16 protein-coding genes and 1 pseudogene are annotated in these 19,391 nt (G+C 40.4%); 16 read left to right on the top strand and 1 reads right to left on the bottom strand.

All coding sequences use genetic code 11. From position 1 onward, the window contains the following. The first annotated feature begins 815 nt into the window (after positions 1–815). The 14 genes and pseudogenes from OAG1_RS14620 (at position 816) to OAG1_RS14555 (ending at position 16,339) form a co-directional block, all read left to right on the top strand. Positions 816–1,154: a DVU3141 family protein gene (locus tag OAG1_RS14620; protein WP_338621809.1), complete on the top strand. Its 339-nt coding sequence runs from the start codon at positions 816–818 to the stop codon at positions 1,152–1,154. Beyond that, positions 1,151–2,797 (top strand): polysaccharide biosynthesis/export family protein, encoded by a 1,647-nt coding sequence (locus OAG1_RS14615; protein WP_338621808.1) that lies wholly within the window; start codon positions 1,151–1,153, stop codon positions 2,795–2,797. The genes OAG1_RS14620 and OAG1_RS14615 overlap by 4 nt, the downstream gene beginning before the upstream one ends. A gap of 2 nt (positions 2,798–2,799) precedes the next feature. After that, positions 2,800–3,600, top strand: coding sequence for an ABC transporter permease (locus OAG1_RS14610; RefSeq protein WP_338621807.1), 801 nt, complete (start codon positions 2,800–2,802; stop codon positions 3,598–3,600). Beyond that, positions 3,600–4,262 (top strand): ABC transporter ATP-binding protein, encoded by a 663-nt coding sequence (locus OAG1_RS14605; protein WP_338621806.1) that lies wholly within the window; start codon positions 3,600–3,602, stop codon positions 4,260–4,262. Before OAG1_RS14610 ends, OAG1_RS14605 begins: the two co-directional genes overlap by 1 nt. Next, a complete protein-coding gene (locus tag OAG1_RS14600) occupies positions 4,259–5,473 on the top strand; it encodes a hypothetical protein (RefSeq protein ID WP_338621805.1) in 1,215 nt (404 codons plus the stop codon). The genes OAG1_RS14605 and OAG1_RS14600 overlap by 4 nt, the downstream gene beginning before the upstream one ends. Before the next feature lie 66 nt (positions 5,474–5,539). Beyond that, positions 5,540–6,553, top strand: a complete 1,014-nt coding sequence (locus OAG1_RS14595; protein WP_338621804.1) for a KpsF/GutQ family sugar-phosphate isomerase — start codon at positions 5,540–5,542, stop codon at positions 6,551–6,553. Positions 6,554–6,612: 59 nt separating this feature from the next. Further along, positions 6,613–10,044, top strand: a complete 3,432-nt coding sequence (locus OAG1_RS14590) for a hypothetical protein (protein ID WP_338621803.1) — start codon at positions 6,613–6,615, stop codon at positions 10,042–10,044. A gap of 11 nt (positions 10,045–10,055) precedes the next feature. Continuing rightward, positions 10,056–10,868: pseudogene (kdsA, locus tag OAG1_RS14585) on the top strand (3-deoxy-8-phosphooctulonate synthase); the annotation flags it as partial. Beyond that, positions 10,865–11,380 (top strand): HAD hydrolase family protein, encoded by a 516-nt coding sequence (locus OAG1_RS14580; protein WP_338621802.1) that lies wholly within the window; start codon positions 10,865–10,867, stop codon positions 11,378–11,380. The pseudogene kdsA and the gene OAG1_RS14580, both read left to right, overlap by 4 nt. Continuing rightward, a complete protein-coding gene (gene kdsB, locus OAG1_RS14575; protein ID WP_338621801.1) occupies positions 11,377–12,150 on the top strand; it encodes a 3-deoxy-manno-octulosonate cytidylyltransferase in 774 nt (257 codons plus the stop codon). The genes OAG1_RS14580 and kdsB overlap by 4 nt, the downstream gene beginning before the upstream one ends. Further along, entirely contained in the window at positions 12,147–13,160 is a 1,014-nt protein-coding gene (locus tag OAG1_RS14570) for a polysialyltransferase family glycosyltransferase (RefSeq protein ID WP_338621800.1), read from the top strand. The genes kdsB and OAG1_RS14570 overlap by 4 nt, the downstream gene beginning before the upstream one ends. Further along, positions 13,153–14,250, top strand: coding sequence for a hypothetical protein (locus OAG1_RS14565; RefSeq protein ID WP_338621799.1), 1,098 nt, complete (start codon positions 13,153–13,155; stop codon positions 14,248–14,250). The genes OAG1_RS14570 and OAG1_RS14565 overlap by 8 nt, the downstream gene beginning before the upstream one ends. Before the next feature lie 3 nt (positions 14,251–14,253). Then, positions 14,254–15,471, top strand: a complete 1,218-nt coding sequence (locus OAG1_RS14560) for a capsular biosynthesis protein (RefSeq protein ID WP_338621798.1) — start codon at positions 14,254–14,256, stop codon at positions 15,469–15,471. Between the two features lie 265 nt (positions 15,472–15,736). Then, on the top strand, positions 15,737–16,339 hold the full coding sequence (locus OAG1_RS14555; RefSeq protein WP_338621797.1) for an acyloxyacyl hydrolase: 603 nt from the start codon (positions 15,737–15,739) through the stop codon (positions 16,337–16,339). Positions 16,340–16,418: 79 nt separating this feature from the next. On the opposite strand, the gene OAG1_RS14550 is transcribed toward OAG1_RS14555, so the two are convergent. Then, entirely contained in the window at positions 16,419–17,798 is a 1,380-nt protein-coding gene (locus tag OAG1_RS14550) for a glycosyl hydrolase family 8 (RefSeq protein ID WP_338621796.1), read from the bottom strand. Between the two features lie 394 nt (positions 17,799–18,192). Between OAG1_RS14550 and OAG1_RS14545 the strand changes: the two genes are divergently transcribed. Both OAG1_RS14545 and OAG1_RS14540 read left to right on the top strand, forming a co-directional pair. Continuing rightward, positions 18,193–19,068: a WYL domain-containing protein gene (locus OAG1_RS14545; protein WP_051147640.1), complete on the top strand. Its 876-nt coding sequence runs from the start codon at positions 18,193–18,195 to the stop codon at positions 19,066–19,068. Positions 19,069–19,076: 8 nt separating this feature from the next. Beyond that, complete coding sequence (locus tag OAG1_RS14540) at positions 19,077–19,295, top strand: DUF6500 family protein (protein WP_221076539.1); 219 nt, start codon at positions 19,077–19,079, stop codon at positions 19,293–19,295. Positions 19,296–19,391: the final 96 nt, after the last annotated feature.

Below are 19,391 nucleotides of genomic sequence, written 5' to 3'. Positions count from 1 at the left end.
ATATGCATTTAAGGCATACTGATTAGCACTTTCCAAGTCTCAGCTTTAGATCGTGCTAGTCGCTAAAAGAGGTAATCATAACGGAAGCTATATTCTCTTAAAGCTTCAGTTGGAACCGACTTGCATCAACATCCTTCCAATATAGTAAACGCTTAAGAAGCAAGGGGAAATTTAACCAGATTGTGAGCTGGATTCACACTGTCCTGAGGTATTTATTGTTTTTGTGCGGACTTAACAGAGTTTGCAATCATTTTATTCATCAAGGTGTTAACGAAGAATTAACAATGAATTCGCTTTATTCTTTCTTTTTTGGGTGTTTATTTACACCTTCTTTTTATTTACAAATAAATCACTAAAATTGTTTTTGTTTTAATTTTATTGCTTATTGCTTATTTTTTTTCACTTTAATGATTAAACTATAAATTGAGGTGGGGATGTTTTTTCAATGTTTTGGTTTTATTTAACTTGTTGTTTTAAAATGATATTTTAACGATTTTTATGTTTGCATCCTATTCCGGAATATTTTCTTATAAATGTGTTGTTTTATATTTTAATTTCTTTTTTTTGCGTAAAAATTAAGTGAACTCCCAACTTTTTGCAGAAGTTATCTGATTAAACTGTAACTTTTATCCATTTGTTTTTATGTTTAAATCCTTTCTCGAAATTTTTTAAAATATCCATATTAATAAGTCGTTTAGCTTAATTGCTGACAAAAATATTTCTTTATCTATAGGGTGGTTTAGGTGCTTTATCACGGTTATCGTCATTTTCTTTCATTTACGATTATGGGGGTTTTACTTAGTGGTTGTAGCTCTGTGATTACACAGCCTGTAGCGAGTCATCATTTAGTTAGTGAATCTGCCAGTATAACAGGTGAGCGTGTTGCTCAACATTATTGGCCTGTTTTCGATAATCCTCTTTCATCAGACATTGACGTTGATGGCTCCTTTATTCTGCTACAGAGTCACTATCGAGCCGCTAGTGGTAGACAGTGCAGAATGTTCTTAGTTGTCGATGTAGGCCAACAAATACAACAGGAAAGAGTAGCTTGTAAAACTGCACAAGGGAGTTGGTATGTTACTCAGGCTATTTTTGTAGATTCGTTAAACTCCGAGCAGGTATTACCTAAGGGCTTATTTGAGGCTGAACAATGAGTTGTAAAGCAGCAAATAAGCGCTTTAAGCTGGCAGCTATGTTTGTGCTGTTGTTTAGCTCTCCCACTTACAGTGATGAAAACCTGCTACTTAGCGAAGCTGCCAGTAAGCATGTTTCATCAAGAGACCAATTAAACAAAGTGGCGGAAACATCGGGCAAAGTATTTACGGTTTTTGGAGAAAACCTGTTTAAAGGTGGTTATGAAGCTGAGCGCTTTGATGGTTTGAATGAGGACTATGTGATTGCGCCAGGGGACAAAGTTTCTATTGAAGTTTGGGGGACTAAAAGTCTTTCAACTGTAGCTACGGTTGATAATCAAGGAAATGTGTTTATTCCTGATGTTGGTCCGGTGCGTTTACAGGGGGTTAAGGCCTCAGACATCAACGTAGTTGTTACCTCCCAAATTCGTACAGTGTACAAAGATGCAGCCCGAATTTATGTGAATTTGTTAAATGCTACTCCTGTTAGTGTATTTGTTACGGGAGGTGTTGATAGGCCTGGACAATATGCAGGCATGGCTTCAGATAGCCTTTTATATTTTCTTAATCGTGCCGGCGGCATCGATAGCCTGCGAGGCAGTTATCGAAGCATAAAGGTGTTGCGTGACAGTAAGGTGGTGTTTGAGGCTGATCTTTATGAGTTTTTGCGAGCAGGCAAAATTGCTCATCAAACTTTTAAGGACCGAGACGTTATTTTAGTTTCACGGCGTGGAGCCGTTGTTGCGGTAGAAGGCAGTGCTCGTTACCCATTTGAGTTTGAGTTGAATAATGATGCAAAGGTGGGCGCTGATATCATTGAACTTGCAATGCCGGTGCCTAGTGTTAGCCACGCAAAAATTGATGGCACAAGAGACAAGAAACCTTTGCGCGAATACTTGTCGCTGCAAGCTTTTAGTCACAAGGCTTTGTCTAATGGCGATAAGGTTACCTTCGTGCCTGACCAACAAGCTCAAATGATTGATATTACGCTCAAGGGTAGCTACTTAGGGCCCTCTCATTATGTGGTTAAGCAGCACACTACCCTTCAAGAGTTACTTGACAATGTCGCGATTGATCAACGCTTGGCTGATGCTTCTAGCATTTACATCCAACGGATTAGTGTTGCTAAACAACAGCAGCAGTTATTGAATGATTCTTTAGATCGTTTGGAGCGAAGTTTGTTTACGGCTCCAGCTTCTTCTGATGGAGAGGCTTCTATTCGGGCTAAAGAAGCCGAGTTAGTGATGCAGTTTGTTAATAAAGCCCGCTCGATAAAACCATTAGGAAAAGTCATCGTTTCTTCAAATCAAATAGTTGGTGATTTACGACTTGAAGATGGAGATCAAATTGTTATTCCCGAACGGTCTCAACTGGTTCAAATTGGCGGCGAAGTCGTCATGCCACAAGCTGTATTGCATAACGCAAACATCGACGCTGAACCAAGCGACTATGTAGCATGGGCTGGTGGTTTTACGGAACGAGCAGATGTTAATCGAATTGGCATTATCAGAGCCAGTGGCGAGATTGACTTTGGGTCTTCAACGGTAAATCCGGGCGACCAGATTTTAGTCATGCCACGAGTAGATGCCAAAACCATGCAAAATGTGAAAGACATTACTCAAATTATTTATCAAGTCGCCGTTGCTGCGAATGTAGTTTTGTAATCATGCTTATTGAAACTGTTCAATCTCGTTCTCCCATAAAAGTGCAATTTGACGTGATTGTAGCTCTCTATAAGCGCGAGCTAAAAACTCGCTTTGGTGTTTACCGCTTAGGGTGGCTTTGGGCGATATTAGAGCCTCTATTGTTTGTGTCGGTATTAAGCATAATGTTTGATCTTAGGGGCAAAACTAATGGCTTAGGTAATGCTGAGTTTCCGGTTTTTGTTATGACTGGAATTGTTCCGCTATTGTTGTTTAGAAACGGAGTTAAGAGTGGCTTAGGAGCTGTTCAAGCTAATAAAGGCCTATTCAGCTATCCAATGGTTAGGCCGTTTTCATCTATTTTAGCTCGGCTAATTTTAGAGTTTTCAATTTACCTTTCGGTTTTAGTGATTCTTTCCAGTGGGTTTACATGGCTTGGTTATCAGGCGGTGCCAACAGATTTACCAAAAGTAACGGCATCGTTGTTGAGTGTGACTTTCTTAGCTTGGGGAGTAGGACTAATTTTATGCGCAGTGCGTTGTTACATGGAATCGATCACTAAGGTGTGGGCAGTAGTGACTATGCCGTTGATGATAATAAGTGGAGCCGTAGTGCCTATATTACAGATTGTGCCGAGCAATTATCATCACTGGTTGACATGGAACCCGGTGCTGCATGCTTTAGAGTTGCTTCGTCAAGGGTGGATTGAGCAATACCCAATATACGTAGATGGTTTTTCGTTTCTATTGTTGTCAGCCCTTTCAGTAATGTTTGTTGGCATGGTTTTGTACCGACTTAACTGGCAAAAAATGGTGTCATCGTAATGGCTGTGTCTAGCATAGAGCTGCTTAATGTGACTAAGTGGTACCCAAGTAAGTTAGGGCGTCGTTATGTGCTAAACAATGTCAGTCTTAGGCTACCTAAAGGTAGAGATATTGCGATTATGGGGGCCAATGGTGCGGGCAAATCCACCTTGCTACGTATGTTAGGGCGCACCGACTTTCCAAATCGCGGAACCATTAATAATCCATTTAAAACATCTTGGCCTTTAGGTTTAAGTGGCGGCACGCAAGGTAGTATGAGTGGTAGAGAAAACACTCAATTTGTATGTCGTATTTACGGAGTTAAAAGATCTGAAGTTATTGAGGCGTTTGTGCAAGAGTTTTCTGGAATTGGGGATAATTTCGAACTGCCGGTGAAGTCTTACTCCTCGGGGATGCGTTCTAAGTTTTCTTTTGCTTTGTCAATGGCGTTTGATTTTGAGGTCTATCTTATTGATGAAGTGCTTGCGGTGGGAGACCAAAGTTTCCAACGTAAGTGTCGCGAAGCGTTAGAAGAAAAACGCGAATTAGCCAATATATTGTTGGTTGCTCATAGTGCTAAAAAAATGAAGCAGCACTGTGATTATGGCTTGGTGATTCATCAAGGAAAAATTTCTACGTATGAAGATATAGATGAAGCAATTCATATATATAAGCGATTATGACGATCACGGTTTCCCCTACACCTAAAAGTGGTTGGCAGCGTAAACTAACTAAGCTAAGGAAGAATCCAAAGCTGTTTATTATTGACTCTAAAGCCGCCAAAACTGCCAACTTAGCAGTAGCAGAAACACGTTACAGATGGCAGCAAATGGGTGGGTTTTCTTTTGTTATATTAGCTTTTTTTAGTGCTGTGGTTTATTTCACAATGATCGCTTCTGTGCGCTATGAAACTGAATCCCGAGTGCAAGTGCGCGATGCTGATAAACCTGCTACGCCTAACGATTTTATTCCTGTGTTAAGTGGAAGCAATAGCCTAGGGAAAGCAGATGCTTTGCTTATCAGGGATTACCTATATTCCAATGGACTTATTGTTGAGCTAGATGAACTATTAGATTTACGAGGTCATTATCAAGCGAACGACTGGGACCTCATTAGTCGGCTAAGCTCCAGTGCAAGTCAGGAAGAATTTTTTGACTTTTATCGTGAGCATATAGATGTTCAGTTTGACGATATGGCTGCTGTGTTAAGCATTAAGGCACAAGGCTTTACTCCTGAATTCTCTATGGCTTTGGTATTGGCAATGCAAGCAGCCAGTGAAGAGTTTATCAATCGGATTGGTCATGCCATGGCGCAAGAACAAATTGCTTTTGTTGAGCAAGAGCTAGATAAATCCAAGCAAACTATGAAGCAGGCTGAGCTGGCATTACTTGCATTTCAAAATCAACACCAGTTATTGGATCCGGAAGCTCAAGGTGCTGCGCTTCAAGCGCTAATTAATCAACTTGAAATGGATATCGTTAAGGTGAAAACCGACTTAGCGGTTAAACATAGTTATTTGAAGCCATACTCAGTAGAAATCACTCAACTAGATAATCAGTTACGTGCACTAACTAGCCAGTTGCAAGAACAAAAAGAAAAACTGGTTTCAGATGACCCAAAAGCAATTAATGAGACAAGTATTGCGTTTAGGCAAGTTGAACTGGATGTGCAATTTGCTTTAGATGCTTACCAAGCAGGCTTAATAGGCTTAGAGCAAGTGCGCACTGAAGCGTACCGAAAGCTGAAACATATAGTTGTTATTCAGCCGCCAATGCTAGCAGAAGATCCCACATACCCTTTAAAAATAAGAAATTTAATTACAATCTTTATTGTATTGAGCATGTTGTATGGCGTCTTCTCGATGGTAATAAAAACGATTAAAGAAAATTATTAGCAATTATAAAAAATAACTTAAGGCGTGGTTATTAACTATGCCAAGTATAAAGAAACTGAGGTAAAAATGAGTCCAACTGCACTAACCAATTTAGATTTAAAGAGCTTTTATGATGATATACCTTTTGAAGGTTCGATTTTAGAGAGTATAAAAACTACATTCAGTGAGCAGGCTTTGGCGTTAAATAAGATTGCTGATAACTTCAATGATATTCAATATCAAAAGTCATTAAGCTTCATGGTCCAGTGTAAAGGGCATGTGATTGTATCAGGCATGGGGAAGTCTGGTCTCATAGGACGAAAGTTAGCGGCGACTTTGGCATCAACTGGAACACCTAGTTTCTTTCTACATCCTGGAGAAGCCTTTCATGGTGACTTAGGAATGATAACAAAAGATGATGTTGTGATTCTTATTTCTAATAGTGGAGAAACAGATGAAGTATTGCAGCTTATTCCTTCACTAAAAAGTTTTGGAAATCCAATTATTTCTATCTGTAATAACACTGAGTCGACAATGGCCCTTAATTCAGACTCGGTATTAGACCTCATGATGGAAAAGGAAACGTGCCCTAACAACTTGGCCCCAACTACTTCTACCACTTTAACTCTTGTTGTTGGAGATGCCTTAGCTGTAGCGTTGATGCATAAACGCGGTTTCCAGCCAAATGATTTTGCAAAGTACCACCCCGGAGGAAGCTTAGGTCGTAGGCTACTGACTCGGGTGAAAGATCAAATGGTGTCAGAAAACTTACCGTTTGTTTCTGCTGATTCTCCTATGTCTGAAGTGGTTTTGACAATGACTCAAACTAGCATAACTGGCTTGGCTATTGTTGTTGATAAGCAAAATAAACTATTAGGCGTTATAAGTGATGGAGACATTCGCCGATTATTAGCTGAAGGTGAAAATCTTACCCAATATTCTGCTAAACAATTAATGACAGAAAATCCATATACCGTATTACCAGATACTATGTTGGGTAAAGCAATTGAAGATGTAGCAGAAAAAAACTTCACAAAAGTATTGGTTGTAAATAAAACTGAATTAGTTTTGGGTGTTTTGGCAATCGGCCCTAATGTGTAGAACTTTTAATATGTTAAATATTAATCATATAAATATTAGAAATTTTAAAGGAATACCGTGTGGTTAAGTTAGCAAGCAATCTTATTGTTAAGAGAGTAGGTCGATTGGCTAAGCGCGCTGTTGGTTACTATTTTTTTCGCAATTTAATCCGAAAGATGTTTAAGGTTGGCAATGTTAATGTGAAACCCTTGGCTCATGCAATTCGTATTAACGACTGGAAAAGAGAATATATTAGAGAGCGCTATAAGGAGTATGAATGGAAGTTCTATTCTTTTAAGTCAAGCAGTAATGATGTTTTTAGTGAAATAAAGTGTAATTCTGATAGAGACAATATCATTATTGTTTGGGGCTATAATGAGCCAGCAGGTATGGCAGATATCGCTTTTTCTAAGAAGATCCCAATTTATCGAATGGAAGATGGTTTTGTTCGTTCTGTAGAATTGGGAGCCAATCACAATCTTCCTCTCTCTTTAGTTATTGATAAATCTGGCTACCTGTATTTTGATTCTAGAAACGAGTCGTATTTAGAAAAGCTATTAAACAACTATGATTTTGACAGCCATCAAAGTTTAATGCTTGAAGCTAAGCAAAAGATAGAAAAGATTGTGTCTTTAGGCGTGAGTAAATATAACCATGTTCAGCAGAGATCTGGGCTGGATGTCTACAATCAACTCTGTCAGCCAGAAGAAGGTAAAAAACGAATACTGGTTATTGGCCAAGTTGAAAGTGATGCTTCAATTACATTTGGCTGCGAAAAACCTTTAACTAACGGCGGTTTGGTTTGGCAAGCGCGGAGAGAAAACCCTGAAGCTCAAATATTTTTTAAGCCACACCCTGATACATTAGCTGGAAAGCGAAAGCTTGTTTCTTCTCTCGATGATATAGCCAAAATAGCTTTTGTAGTTTCAGAGCCCCTAGCATTGGTCAACGCTTTTGAGTCTATCGATGAGGTTTATACAATCACTTCACTAGGTGGCTTTGAAGCCTTATTACATGGATTAAAAGTGACCACACTGGGCAGTCCTTTCTATTCCGGTTGGGGGCTAACAAGAGATCTACAAACCAATCATCGAAGAAAAAGAACTCTTACTGTAGAACAAGTATTTGCGGCTGCCTATATTTTGTATCCAGACTATTTTGACCCTTATACGCCAGAGCGTTCTTGTTTAGATAACATCATCGACGTGTTGAGTCTTAACAATAAGCATGCGAAACCTGACCTTAAAGATAAAAAGCAAAAAACTGCAGTTACAAAAATAAAACCTGTCGACCCTCGTCCGATAGCTCATGGCTTAAGAGTTAATGATTGGAAACGCGACTTTATTAAACAACGCTATCCTCAATACGATTGGGTATTTTATCGATTTAAAACAACCACGGCCTCGTTGCTTAAGGAAATAGAGAAACAGGATAAACGTGAGCACCGAATTATCGTTTGGGGATATAACGAACCTGCTGATTTAGTTGAGCAAGCTAAAGAACTGGCTATCCCTTTGTATCGTATGGAAGATGGCTTTGTTCGGTCGGTAGGCCTTGGAGCCAACCATGAATTGCCAATGTCTTTAGTTTTAGATAAATCCGGATCTCTGTACTTTGATGCTAGGCAGGCGTCTCATTTGGAAAACATTCTGAATACTTATGATTTTGCAAATGACCAAGCGCTAATCAATCAAGCTAGCGACGCTATTAAGGTCATTAAGTCAAAAGGCATTAGCAAGTACAACCATGTTGGACGGTCGTCTGCCTTAAGTGTGTACGCTAAATACTGCAGTTACGACGAGAATACCAAGCGTATCTTAGTTATTGGTCAAGTTGAAAGCGATGCTTCGATTAAGTATGGCAGTGATAGGCCTTTAAATAATGGCGCTTTGGTATGGCAGGCCAAACGAGAAAACCCAGATGCGCAGATATTCTTTAAGCCACATCCAGATACGTTAGCAGGTAAACGGGAGTTGGTTACTCCCTTAGAGGAAATTGCAAAAATAGCACATGTAGTCACTGAGAATTTAGCGCTGTCAGATTCATTTGAAACGATTGATGAAGTTTACACTATTACTTCGCTAAGTGGTTTTGAAGCGCTACTCCGCGGCCTGAAGGTAACTACATTAGGGTGTCCATTCTATTCTGGATGGGGATTAACGAGGGACTTACAAATCAATGAGCGAAGAGGGAGAAAGCTGAGCATCGAAGAAGTTTTTGCTGGCGCTTACATTCTCTACCCTGATTACTTTGATCCCTACATGCCAGAGAAAACTAGTCTTAACAATGTTATCGATGCTTTGAGTTTAAACACTGCAAGTCCTAGAGCTTTGGGAGATAAACAGGCCGAAAACCAGTCAAATTTAATCGCTGTTAATACTCCAACTAAACCAATTGCTCATGGGCTAAGAGTTAATGAGTGGAAGCGTTCGTATATTGAGCAACGCTATCCTGAATACGATTGGGTGTTTTATCCATTTAAAACAAAGTCATTAGATATAGTGAAGGAAATCCAAAAACAAGCTGACCGCGAGCACAGGATTATTATTTGGGGTTATAAAGAGCCAGCTGATTTGGTTGAACAAGCTAAACAACTAAGTATTCCGATTTATCGCATGGAAGATGGTTTTGTTCGCTCGGTTGGTTTGGGCTCTAATCATGAGTTGCCTTTATCACTAGTACTAGATAAAAGTGGCACCTTGTATTTTGATGCAAGAACTCCGTCATCTTTAGAGACTATCTTAAATAGTTACAAATTTGCTGAGGATAAAGCCTTATTAGAGCAAGCAGAAATTGCAATGAATGCGCTAACTGCGAAAGGTGTGAGTAAATACAATCATGTTCAAAAATCTTCCGCATTAACAACGTACGGAAAATACGCTAGTTATAGCCCTCTACGCAAGCGCATTTTGGTAATTGGCCAAGTAGAAAGTGATGCCTCGATTAAGTATGGCGCAGACCGCCCACTTAACAATGGTGCCTTAGTGTGGGAGGCCAGAAAGAACAATCCTGACGCTGATATTTTCTTTAAGCCTCACCCTGATACCCTAGAAGGTAATCGAGACATTTCAACACCTTTAGAGCTTATCCGTAAGTTTGCTTATGTGGTGGCTGACCCACTATCGATAAGTGATGCTTTTGACACCATTGATGAGGTATACACCATTAGCTCATTAGCGGGCTTTGAAGCCTTGTTGAGGGGGAAGAAAGTCACCACTTTAGGCTGCCCATTCTACTCGGGATGGGGCTTAACAAATGATATTCAAAAGAATCCAAGAAGAAGTAGAACACTAACTTTAACAGAGTTATTTGCTGGTGCTTACATTCTTTATCCGGACTATTTTGAACCATTTTCTACTGGTAAGTCAGACGTGTTATCGACTATCACATTAGTTAATTTGGTGGCTAATGATGCCTTAACCAAAGAACCTGAGGTTGTAGATAAAAAGGTATACGACCATCGGAAGAATACCCCTTATTCATCTTTTAATGAGTTTAACTCAGTAGCGTAAAATTCAACAAATATAATAGGTTATCTATGTTTTTAATTGCTGGTCCATGTGTTATCGAGTCCGAAGGTTTAGTGATGGACACCTTTGGTAAGCTACAGGAAATTACAAATAAATTAGGCATTGAATATATTGCCAAGTCTTCATTTACTAAAGCTAACCGTTCAAGTGCTACAGCTTTTACCGGCCCTGGTATTGAAGATGGTTTAAGAATATTGGAAAAAGCCAAGAAGGAGCTCGGAGTAAAAGTATTAACGGATGTTCATGATGACACTCCGTTAGAAGAAGTGGCGTCGGTTGTTGACGTATTACAAACCCCTGCGTTTTTGGTTCGTCAAACTAGCTTTATTCAACGAGTTGCAGCTCAAGGTTTGCCAGTCAATATCAAAAAGGGTCAATGGATGGCTCCTGGCGATATGGCTCCGGTTGTTGAAAAGTGTAAAGCGGTAGGCAATAGCGATATTTGGTTATGCGATCGTGGCACTAGCTTTGGTTTTGGTGCGTTGATCAACTACATGCCAGGTTTGGCTATTATGCGAGAAACTGGTTGTAAAGTTGTTATTGACGCTACTCACAGCGTACAAATGCCAGGAGCTCTTAATGGTTCTACGGGCGGTAATCGAGTGTATGTTCCATCTATTGCGCGTGCTGCTGTTGCAGTTGGTGTAGATGGAGTTTTCATGGAAACTCACCCAGATCCGAATAATGCTCTATGTGATGGTCCAAACATGTTGCCGTTAGACAAAATGGAAGAAATGCTTCAAGTATTGGTGGATATAAACCAAGCGGTAAAAGCACGACCATATCTAGAAGATTCCTTATCGTGAAAGAAGTAAAACTAGTTGCCTTTGATATCGATGGCGTGCTTACAGATGGGCGTTTGTACTATGGTCAAAATGGCGAAGAATCGGGCTTAAAAGTATTTAATGCTCAAGACGGTTTGGGGATTACGTTGCTTCGAAATGCAGGTTTTAAGGTTGCGGTTATTTCCGGCCGCTCAACCACTTCATCTCGTCGTCGTATGGAAGACTTGAAGGTCGATTTCATTGTATTGGGTGAGACCGATAAAGCCGCCGCCTTACGCAAGATTCACCAGCAAATGCATATTGGTTTTGAGCATACGGTCTACATGGGAGATGATCTTATTGACATAGCTGCTATGCAGCTAGCAGCTATTGCCTATGCTCCTCAAAATGCAGTAAAGCAAGTTAAGCGACATGCAGATTACGTATGTGCACATTCTGGTGGAGAAGGTGCTGTGCGAGAGGCCATTGAGCATTTGCTTGCTGGTTTAGGTATTGACTCCTTGACACTGTTAAGCAAAAGGGTGGTTCAGTGAGTAAAGTTCATATTGTTATTCCCGCAAGATACGGCTCTAGTCGGTTACCTGGTAAACCACTGCGTGATATTGCTGGAAAGCCCATGATTTGGCACGTTTGGCAACGAGCAGCGGAATCTGGTTATTCGAGCATTGTAGTTGCCACCGACGACCAACAAATTGTAGATGCTGTTGAACGATTTGGAGGTAAGGCTGTAATGACTTCTCGCGAGCATGCGTCTGGGTCTGATCGTCTAGCTGAAGTAGCCACTAAATTTGCTTGGGATGATCAAGATATTGTGGTGAACTTACAAGGCGATGAACCGTTGTTAGATCCTGCTTTACTTGTGAGGGTTGCTCAGTTGGCCGAGTCTGCGACTAATGCTGGTTTGGCTACGCTAGTAAGCCCAATTTATGCAGTGGATGACTTAGTTAATCCTAATGTGGTAAAAGCGGTATTTGATCAAAATAAGACCGCACATTACTTTAGCCGGGCACCCATCCCTTGGCCTCGAGATGCGTTTGCTATTAGCAAAAATGCTATGCCAGAAGGTGACTATTTTAGGCATATCGGCTTATATGCTTATCGAGTTGGTGTACTAAAATCTATCCCGCAGATGCCTGCTTCACCCTTGGAGTCAATCGAGTGTTTGGAACAGTTGCGTCCTCTTCAACATGGTGTGGAAATTAAAGTTGCTGTCGTAGATAAAGCGCCTGAGCATGGCGTTGATACCGAGCAAGACTTGGCTAGAGTCATTGAACGTGTTGAGCGCCAGCTTATTAGTGCATGAGATTTAATACTGAGAAAACATGTTTATGTAGCTCCAGAAAAATAGCTGAATCTGCCGAGATTCGGCTATTTTTGGGTTCTCCTACAATGCGCTATCATTCTCGTATTAAAGACTTTGTTGCTCCTAAAACGGCACAATGCCTAGCCGTAGGATGGGGTAAGAAACCAAATACAAAAATGCTCAACACTTATGCTAAGCAACATGGCATTGATTATTTTCGACTGGAAGACGGATTTATTAGTTATCTGAAGCATCCATCTGAAAATGACTCTAGGTTATCCTTAGTTATAGATTCTACTGGGATTTATTACGATGCCACCGCTCCCTCTGATCTGGAGAATTTACTTAATGATAAGCAAGAACTGCCTGATGATTTGATTTCTCGTAGTCAGCGTACTATGACAGCTATAACATCTAATAAGCTCAGCAAGTACAACCATCACTTAAATCAGCATTTGTCGGATAGTTTACATAAAACGCTTACTAATGTTTCGGGAGACAAGGTCCTGCTTGTTGATCAGACGTACGGAGATATGTCGGTTGAGTATGGACTTGCAGGTGAACATTCTTTTACTCAAATGCTTACCGCTGCTTTACAGGAATATCCCGAAACTAACATTTTTGTGAAAACTCATCCTGATGTACTTAAAGGCCTAAAGCAAGGGTATTTAGCGCACTTAAAAGAAACTAGAATCACACTGATTACCGAAGATTGTAACCCCATAGTTTTGCTTGAGAAATTTACCCATGTGTATGTAGTGACATCTCAGCTGGGGTTTGAAGCGTTAATGTTGGGGAAGCGAGTGAGTTGTTTCGGTATGCCTTTCTATGCAGGCTGGGGCTTAACTGATGATCGAGTAAAGTGTAAACGGCGAGTACGAAAACGCACTTTGCTTGAAGTTTTTGCCGTTAGCTATTTGCTCTATTGTAAGTATATAGATCCGCGCACAATGAGATTAACTGAACTAGAAAGCATTCTCGATTACTTAGTTGATGAGACAAATGATTGAAGTAGTTGCGAATCGAAAGTATCGCACGCTTTACTGTGTAGGTTTTTCTCTATGGAAGCGCTCGTTTGTTTATAAATATGTGCGTGACCGTGCTAATTGTGTGCGGTTTATCCGTTGTGCTTCATTGTTGACCAACCTTGAGCCGACTGATGCTATTTTAGTTTGGGGGAGAAAGTCGGATCTTTTCGTAGATTCAACTTTTAATGGCGTAGATGTTTTGCGAATGGAAGATGGATTTCTTAGGTCTGTTGGTCTTGGGTCAAATTTACGTAGACCTAATTCTTTGGTGATTGATGAGCAAGGTATTTATTACGACCCAACTAAGCCTAGTAAGCTAGAAACACTATTATCCACTCATTGCTTTAGCGAGCAGGAAATAGCCAGAAGTCGTGCATTGATAGAAACTATCCGTCGCTCAAAACTTAGTAAGTACAATGTAGGACAAACGGGTGAAGTAGACTTTCGTAAAATTGCTAAGGGAAAAGTGCTAATTCTGATACCTGGTCAGGTTGAAGATGATGCCTCTGTAACACTTGGTTGTGTTAACGTAAAAACAAATACTCAGCTAATTCAATCCGTTAAAACTAGTCATCCTGATGCATTTATTATTTATAAGCCTCATCCAGATGTACTATGTGGTAACCGTAAAGGGGGAGTAGCAGAGGCGACGTTAAGTAAATACTGTGACTTAGTGGTAACGGATATCGATGTTATCAGTTGCATCAACGCCGTTGATGAGCTGCACACAATGACTTCATTATCTGGGTTTGAAGCCTTACTCCATAAAAAGAAAGTAACCTGTTACGGCTTACCTTTTTATGCTGGTTGGGGTTTAACCAAGGATATAATTAAACACCCCTATCGTAATAGAATTCTCAGCTTGTATGAGCTTGTATTTGCTTCTCTCGTGCTCTACCCGAGTTACTACCACTGGAAGAAAGACCAATTAACAACGCCCGAATTGACTATTGATTCATTAGAAAGCGAGCGCTTACTTAAAGGCGCATATAAAGCTGACAGCGCATTCTCAAGCAAAATAAACACATTTATTGAGAAAACTAAACGGCTTATTGAAACGGTAATGACATAATTTATGATGCTCCAAAATGTCTCTTCTAATGTACTTTTTTTACAAGGCCCTCTAGGGGGCTTTTTTGCTCGCTTAGCCCGTTTTTTAAGTTGTAATGGTATGGTCACATACAAAATTAACTTTAATGGAGGTGATCGTTTATATGCTTACGCGGACCAATTAGATGATTTTGTCGGGAAGCCTGAGGAATGGTCTCGTTACCTAGAGAGTTACCTACGTGATTACGATATTTCACAAGTGTTTATGTATGGCGATTGTAGAATGTATCACAGGGTTGCTATTGAGGTGGCAAATCAGTTAAGTGTGAAAATTTGGGTATTTGAAGAGGGCTATTTAAGGCCAGACTACATCAGTTTAGAAGCAGATAACGTAAACGCGGCAAGCCGTTTGCCACGAGCTCCAAGTACAATTCTCAACGATGGATCCTCTAAACCCCAAAGAGATAGTTCTGTTGGTCAAACCTTTTTTCACAAGGCGTTTTTCGCGTTAAGCTATTATTTCATCTTCTTCCTCAGGCAAGCACAATACCCTTATTATCAGCACCACAGGTCAGGAACACAGTGGTTTGAGCTTTGTTGTTGGGCAAGAAGTTGTTACCGAAAAGTTAAGGCATACTTGTTTCATCGTAGGAAAGTGGCAGGTTTTGCAGAGCAGCATAAAAACAATTTTTATTTTGTTCCTCTGCAAGTGCATAACGATTCTCAAATTCATCACCACTCCAAATATCAATCCAATGAGTCTTTTATTGAGGAGGTATTAGTATCTTTTGCTGCTTGTGCTCCAAGAGACAGTGCAATTGTTATCAAACATCATCCAATGGATAGAGGGTTTACTCACTATGCCAATTATATTGAAGACTTAATAAAGGAGCTCAATCTAAAGAAGCGAGTGATGTACTGCCATGATGCACATTTACCTACACTGCTTCGTCAAGCGAAAGGAACAGTTACAATTAATAGCACCGTTGGGTTATCTTCAGTTATTCACCTAACTCCGACAAAAGTCATGGGACAAGCTATTTATGACATTGAGGGGCTTACTTCACAGTTATCCTTAGACGAATTCTGGCATTCACGATGTGCTGTTTCAGAAACACTAATGCGAAAGTTTTATTGTTATTTAAGAAACAAAACTCAAATAAATGGCAGCTTTTATAAGAATGTAACGGGCTGCTTTGAAGAAATTTATCGCTTAATAAGTCCTTCATCGAAAGAAAAGTAACGTTTTGTATTTCCTTGGATAATCAGTGCTGAGTTAAATTTTATTAAATGGAGTTTTCTTGGTTGGTTAATGAGTGATCGAAAATATATAATTAATGAGTAAAAAAAATATTTATCCATATTTAATTATAAATAAATGTTGTGGTTAGCTAGTAGACGTCACGTTATTTGTTTTTAGTGTTTTATTATTGATTCGCGCCTGTTAACTTGTTGTTATTAAATGGTTTTGTTAGATCGTTAATGCAACAGCGTTTCGAGGTTTGATCATGGATGATGTTTTTCGAAGTATTAATAAGTTAGTTTTAATTGCTATGGTTTTTTATTCTAAGGCATGTCACCCGTCTTATTGGTTTGATGAGGTGGCTATGACGATTGGAAAAGAGACAGATTCCAGAGTGGAAATGCAACAGTATTCTTTGGATTTTAAATGGAACAAGAACGAGCCTTTGCATTATTCTGACACTTATTCAATTGATTATGCCACCGAACTTAATCTCCTTTATCTAGATAGCACTATAGGTTCTGATCAAGCGCGCTCTAAATCCGGTTCAGATCACGCTTATGGCTTGGCTCTGGTTCCTATATTGAGTGTTCATTCGTCAAACACTGTATTGGGTGTTACTCCTTATACTGAAATAGGCTTGGGGGCAGGTTGGTTATCAACTGATACCTTAGAAAAGAAGACTAATTCTGCTATAGATTTAGGTTCAAATGTACAGTTTAGGATCCTCGCTGGTGCGGGCTTTAAGTTTGGTATAGACAATAGATTTACTCTGAGATATCGCTTTATTCACCACTCCAACGGAAATCTCGCTTCAATTAATGAAGCACTTAATTTTCATACATTAGGGTTTAGTTACCGATATTAGCGTTGAGTTCGTTGTTACTTTTTTTAGTTGAGATTAGGTAAGAAAGGGCCAAGCATATCGCTGACCCTATTATTAACATTTAGTTTAATGCTGGTTTATAGGTGTTTCCGGTTAGAGTTAGTGCGTATAGAGCCGAAAGGGCCATTCCGTAGTAATCGTTATTGGCATTTTCATAACCGTTAGCGCCAATGTTCCAAGGCAGGCTGCCATTTAAGGTTTCATCAACCCAATGCTCGGTGTAATTGTTAGCATTGTCTGGATACCAGTTATAGAGCATTGCCGCTACTGCAAATCCTCCAGAGAAAGAACGGCCGTTATAGCCAGCGGAGTCACCGGTCGCTTGGGAAATATCTGCGTTAATATCGGCAATGCCGCCATTATTGGAGTTGTTTACCAAGTCGTTGATTAAACGACGAGTCCAGTTTTGCGATTCACTGGTTCCATACCAGGCATAATCCATGGTTACCCGCCAAGGAATGCGTGAGGCATCTGAGCCATAGTTAGTGCTTCTGCCAGTTACCGCGCTTCCATCTAACTTCATCCAATCGGGAACAAAGGTTTTATCACCATTTGGGCCTGCTTTTTGTTTGTCGAGTAACTTGCTGTATAGATCTCGTGCGGCCGAATTCCAGCGGTCATTGGCATTTTTTACCGAGCTGTCTACCGAAGCCACCTCAGCAAAGTAGCGGAAAAATGCGGGTATAGAATAAGAAGCATCGATTTCATCTTTACACGGGTCGAAATTAGATTTTCGGTAAGGTTTTACCACCCACGTGCCGCCGTCATCGGCGCACCAATGTAACCAGTTATCGTGCAGCTCATTAACTATGTGAATTGCCTCTGCGCGATAATCAATATCTGGGTTGTCCCATTTATCAGCGGCAACAAACAGTGCCATGGCGATATCAATATCACCATCGGTGGCTGGGCCACCGCCACCTGCACCAAAACAGGTTTGGTTTTGGCCAACAATGCCATAACAAATTTGGTTGGTTACTGGAGAGGCATTACCCCAAACTAACCAAGGCATTAGATCAGCATTGTTATCATCCAAGGCTTTACGATAAAATCGGAAAAGTTTGTCGAAACGAGTTTTGTCGTCACCGTAGGCGGTAACTAGCATACCGTAACCCATTCCTTCAGAGGCCGTTGCGTAGGCATCTTTACTTACATTGCCGCTACCATCGCGCAGTGCTCCGCCCGAACCCCACTTTACACGCGCCATATTGGTACCGGCATCAACGATGTAGTTATCTACAAAGCGGTTATATATGGTGTTTAGCTCTGATGCGTTAATGGCTGTGTTGTTGGGGAGCAAAATACCGCCCCAATATCCAGAGTTCGCTAAATTCTGTTTAGTTAATGCCGCACTGGCCGAAAAACTGGCGCAACTTAACATTAATGCCGAACTGATTAATGCACAGCTGAGCATGGGGCGCGTAGTTGAAAAAACTGTCATTGTTCATCCTTACAATTGATCATTATTATTTTTGTTAGCGCTAACAGTCATAGTTTATATTTTGTGCTGATCAAAAAGTGTTCAGAATGAGCTTTGGTCTTAGTGAATGTGATCTAGATGTGTGATATTGGTTGATAGTAATTTGTTAAGTTGTTGATAAAAAAGGATTGATTTATTTCATGGCGTTTGCTGCTTTTGAGAGGCTGGAAGCTATTTGCTAAAAAATAGTTACTTAGCTTGTGAAATAAAATAATTGTTTGCTTCGATTTATAAGGGATTTTTTACTTAAAAATCGGTTTATATCACAGCCATCTTTATACCTAATCATAATGATTGCCTATACCTGAACTGCTTGTTAGTATTTGTTTTTCAAGATGAACAGAGCGAAGTGAAAATGGATTTGAACGAACTGAACCATGGACAAAGAAGCCGACTAGCTTTTATTGATTTTAGCCTAGAGTACTTTGGCGAAGTGAGCCGTGCCGACTTAATTAGTCGATTTAAAACAGGCCTTGCAGCTGCAACTCGTGATTTAGCCAGCTATAAGCAACTTGCACCTAATAATGCTTTTTTAGACCATAAGGCGCGCAGGTATTTACGCAGAGATAAATTCTCTCCTTTGTTTTCTCATAATCCAGAAGCGATCTTAACGGGGCTGTCTCATGGCTTTGGTGATGGCTTGTCGTTTCCTCTAGAGCCCAGCGATACCTGCTTTGATGCGGTGAGGTTGGTGCACCCAAAGGCCGATTATATTGCCTCGATTATGCGCGCTATTCATCACCGCGTGCCGCTAAAATGCAGCTACCTGTCTATATCGTCTGGCGAAAGCAGCCGAGAAATAGTGCCTCACAGTTTAGTGAACAATGGTCACCGTTGGCATGTTAGAGCTTTTGACAGAGTAAGTGGGAGCTTTAGAGACTTTGTATGTACTCGCTTTACCCAACTCGAAGTGCTCGATCAGTCAATTGCTACGCTAGAAGCTCGTGATTATGACAAGCAGTGGAATCACATTGTGGAGTTGGAGCTGGTGGCTCATCCAAGTTTGCAGTACCCGCAGGCTATTGAACTTGATTATGCGATGCATGAAGGGGCACTTAAACTTGAAGTACGCGCCGCGCTGGCGGGGTATTTGTTACGCCAATGGAATGTTGATTGTTCAAAACAACACAGTTTGAGTGGTGGTGAATATCAATTAGCCTTAAAAGACAGCAAGGTATTGGCAAATGTATCTGGCTTAAGTATTGCGCCAGGTTGGCAGTCAGAGGATTAACAAGAACGATGAGAGCAAGCTTACGCAGCCATGTTATTAAGGTTTGCCAAAGCAAAATTGACGCTAAGGGCAGTAATGTAGGTTTGTCTTTCTATGCGTTTTTTGCCAATAAAAATGATAATCCCGAGCTGCTGATGGAAGCAGCCAGGTGGTGGATTGAAACTCATCAGCTCGATCATTTCGAAAAAGCGCATAAAATTAAAGCATTAGTTGAGTCTGAAAATTAACGCTCACTTGTAGGCTTGTGTTGCTGCTCTCTACTGCTGGTTTTGCAGTGGAAGCTTCGGCTTGTATGTGGATTATTTAACCACTACAATAGCGAA

The organism is Agarivorans sp. OAG1 (assembly GCF_037076485.1).
Classification (GTDB): domain Bacteria; phylum Pseudomonadota; class Gammaproteobacteria; order Enterobacterales; family Celerinatantimonadaceae; genus Agarivorans; species Agarivorans albus.
This window is presented reverse-complemented; position numbering and strand designations above follow the sequence as displayed.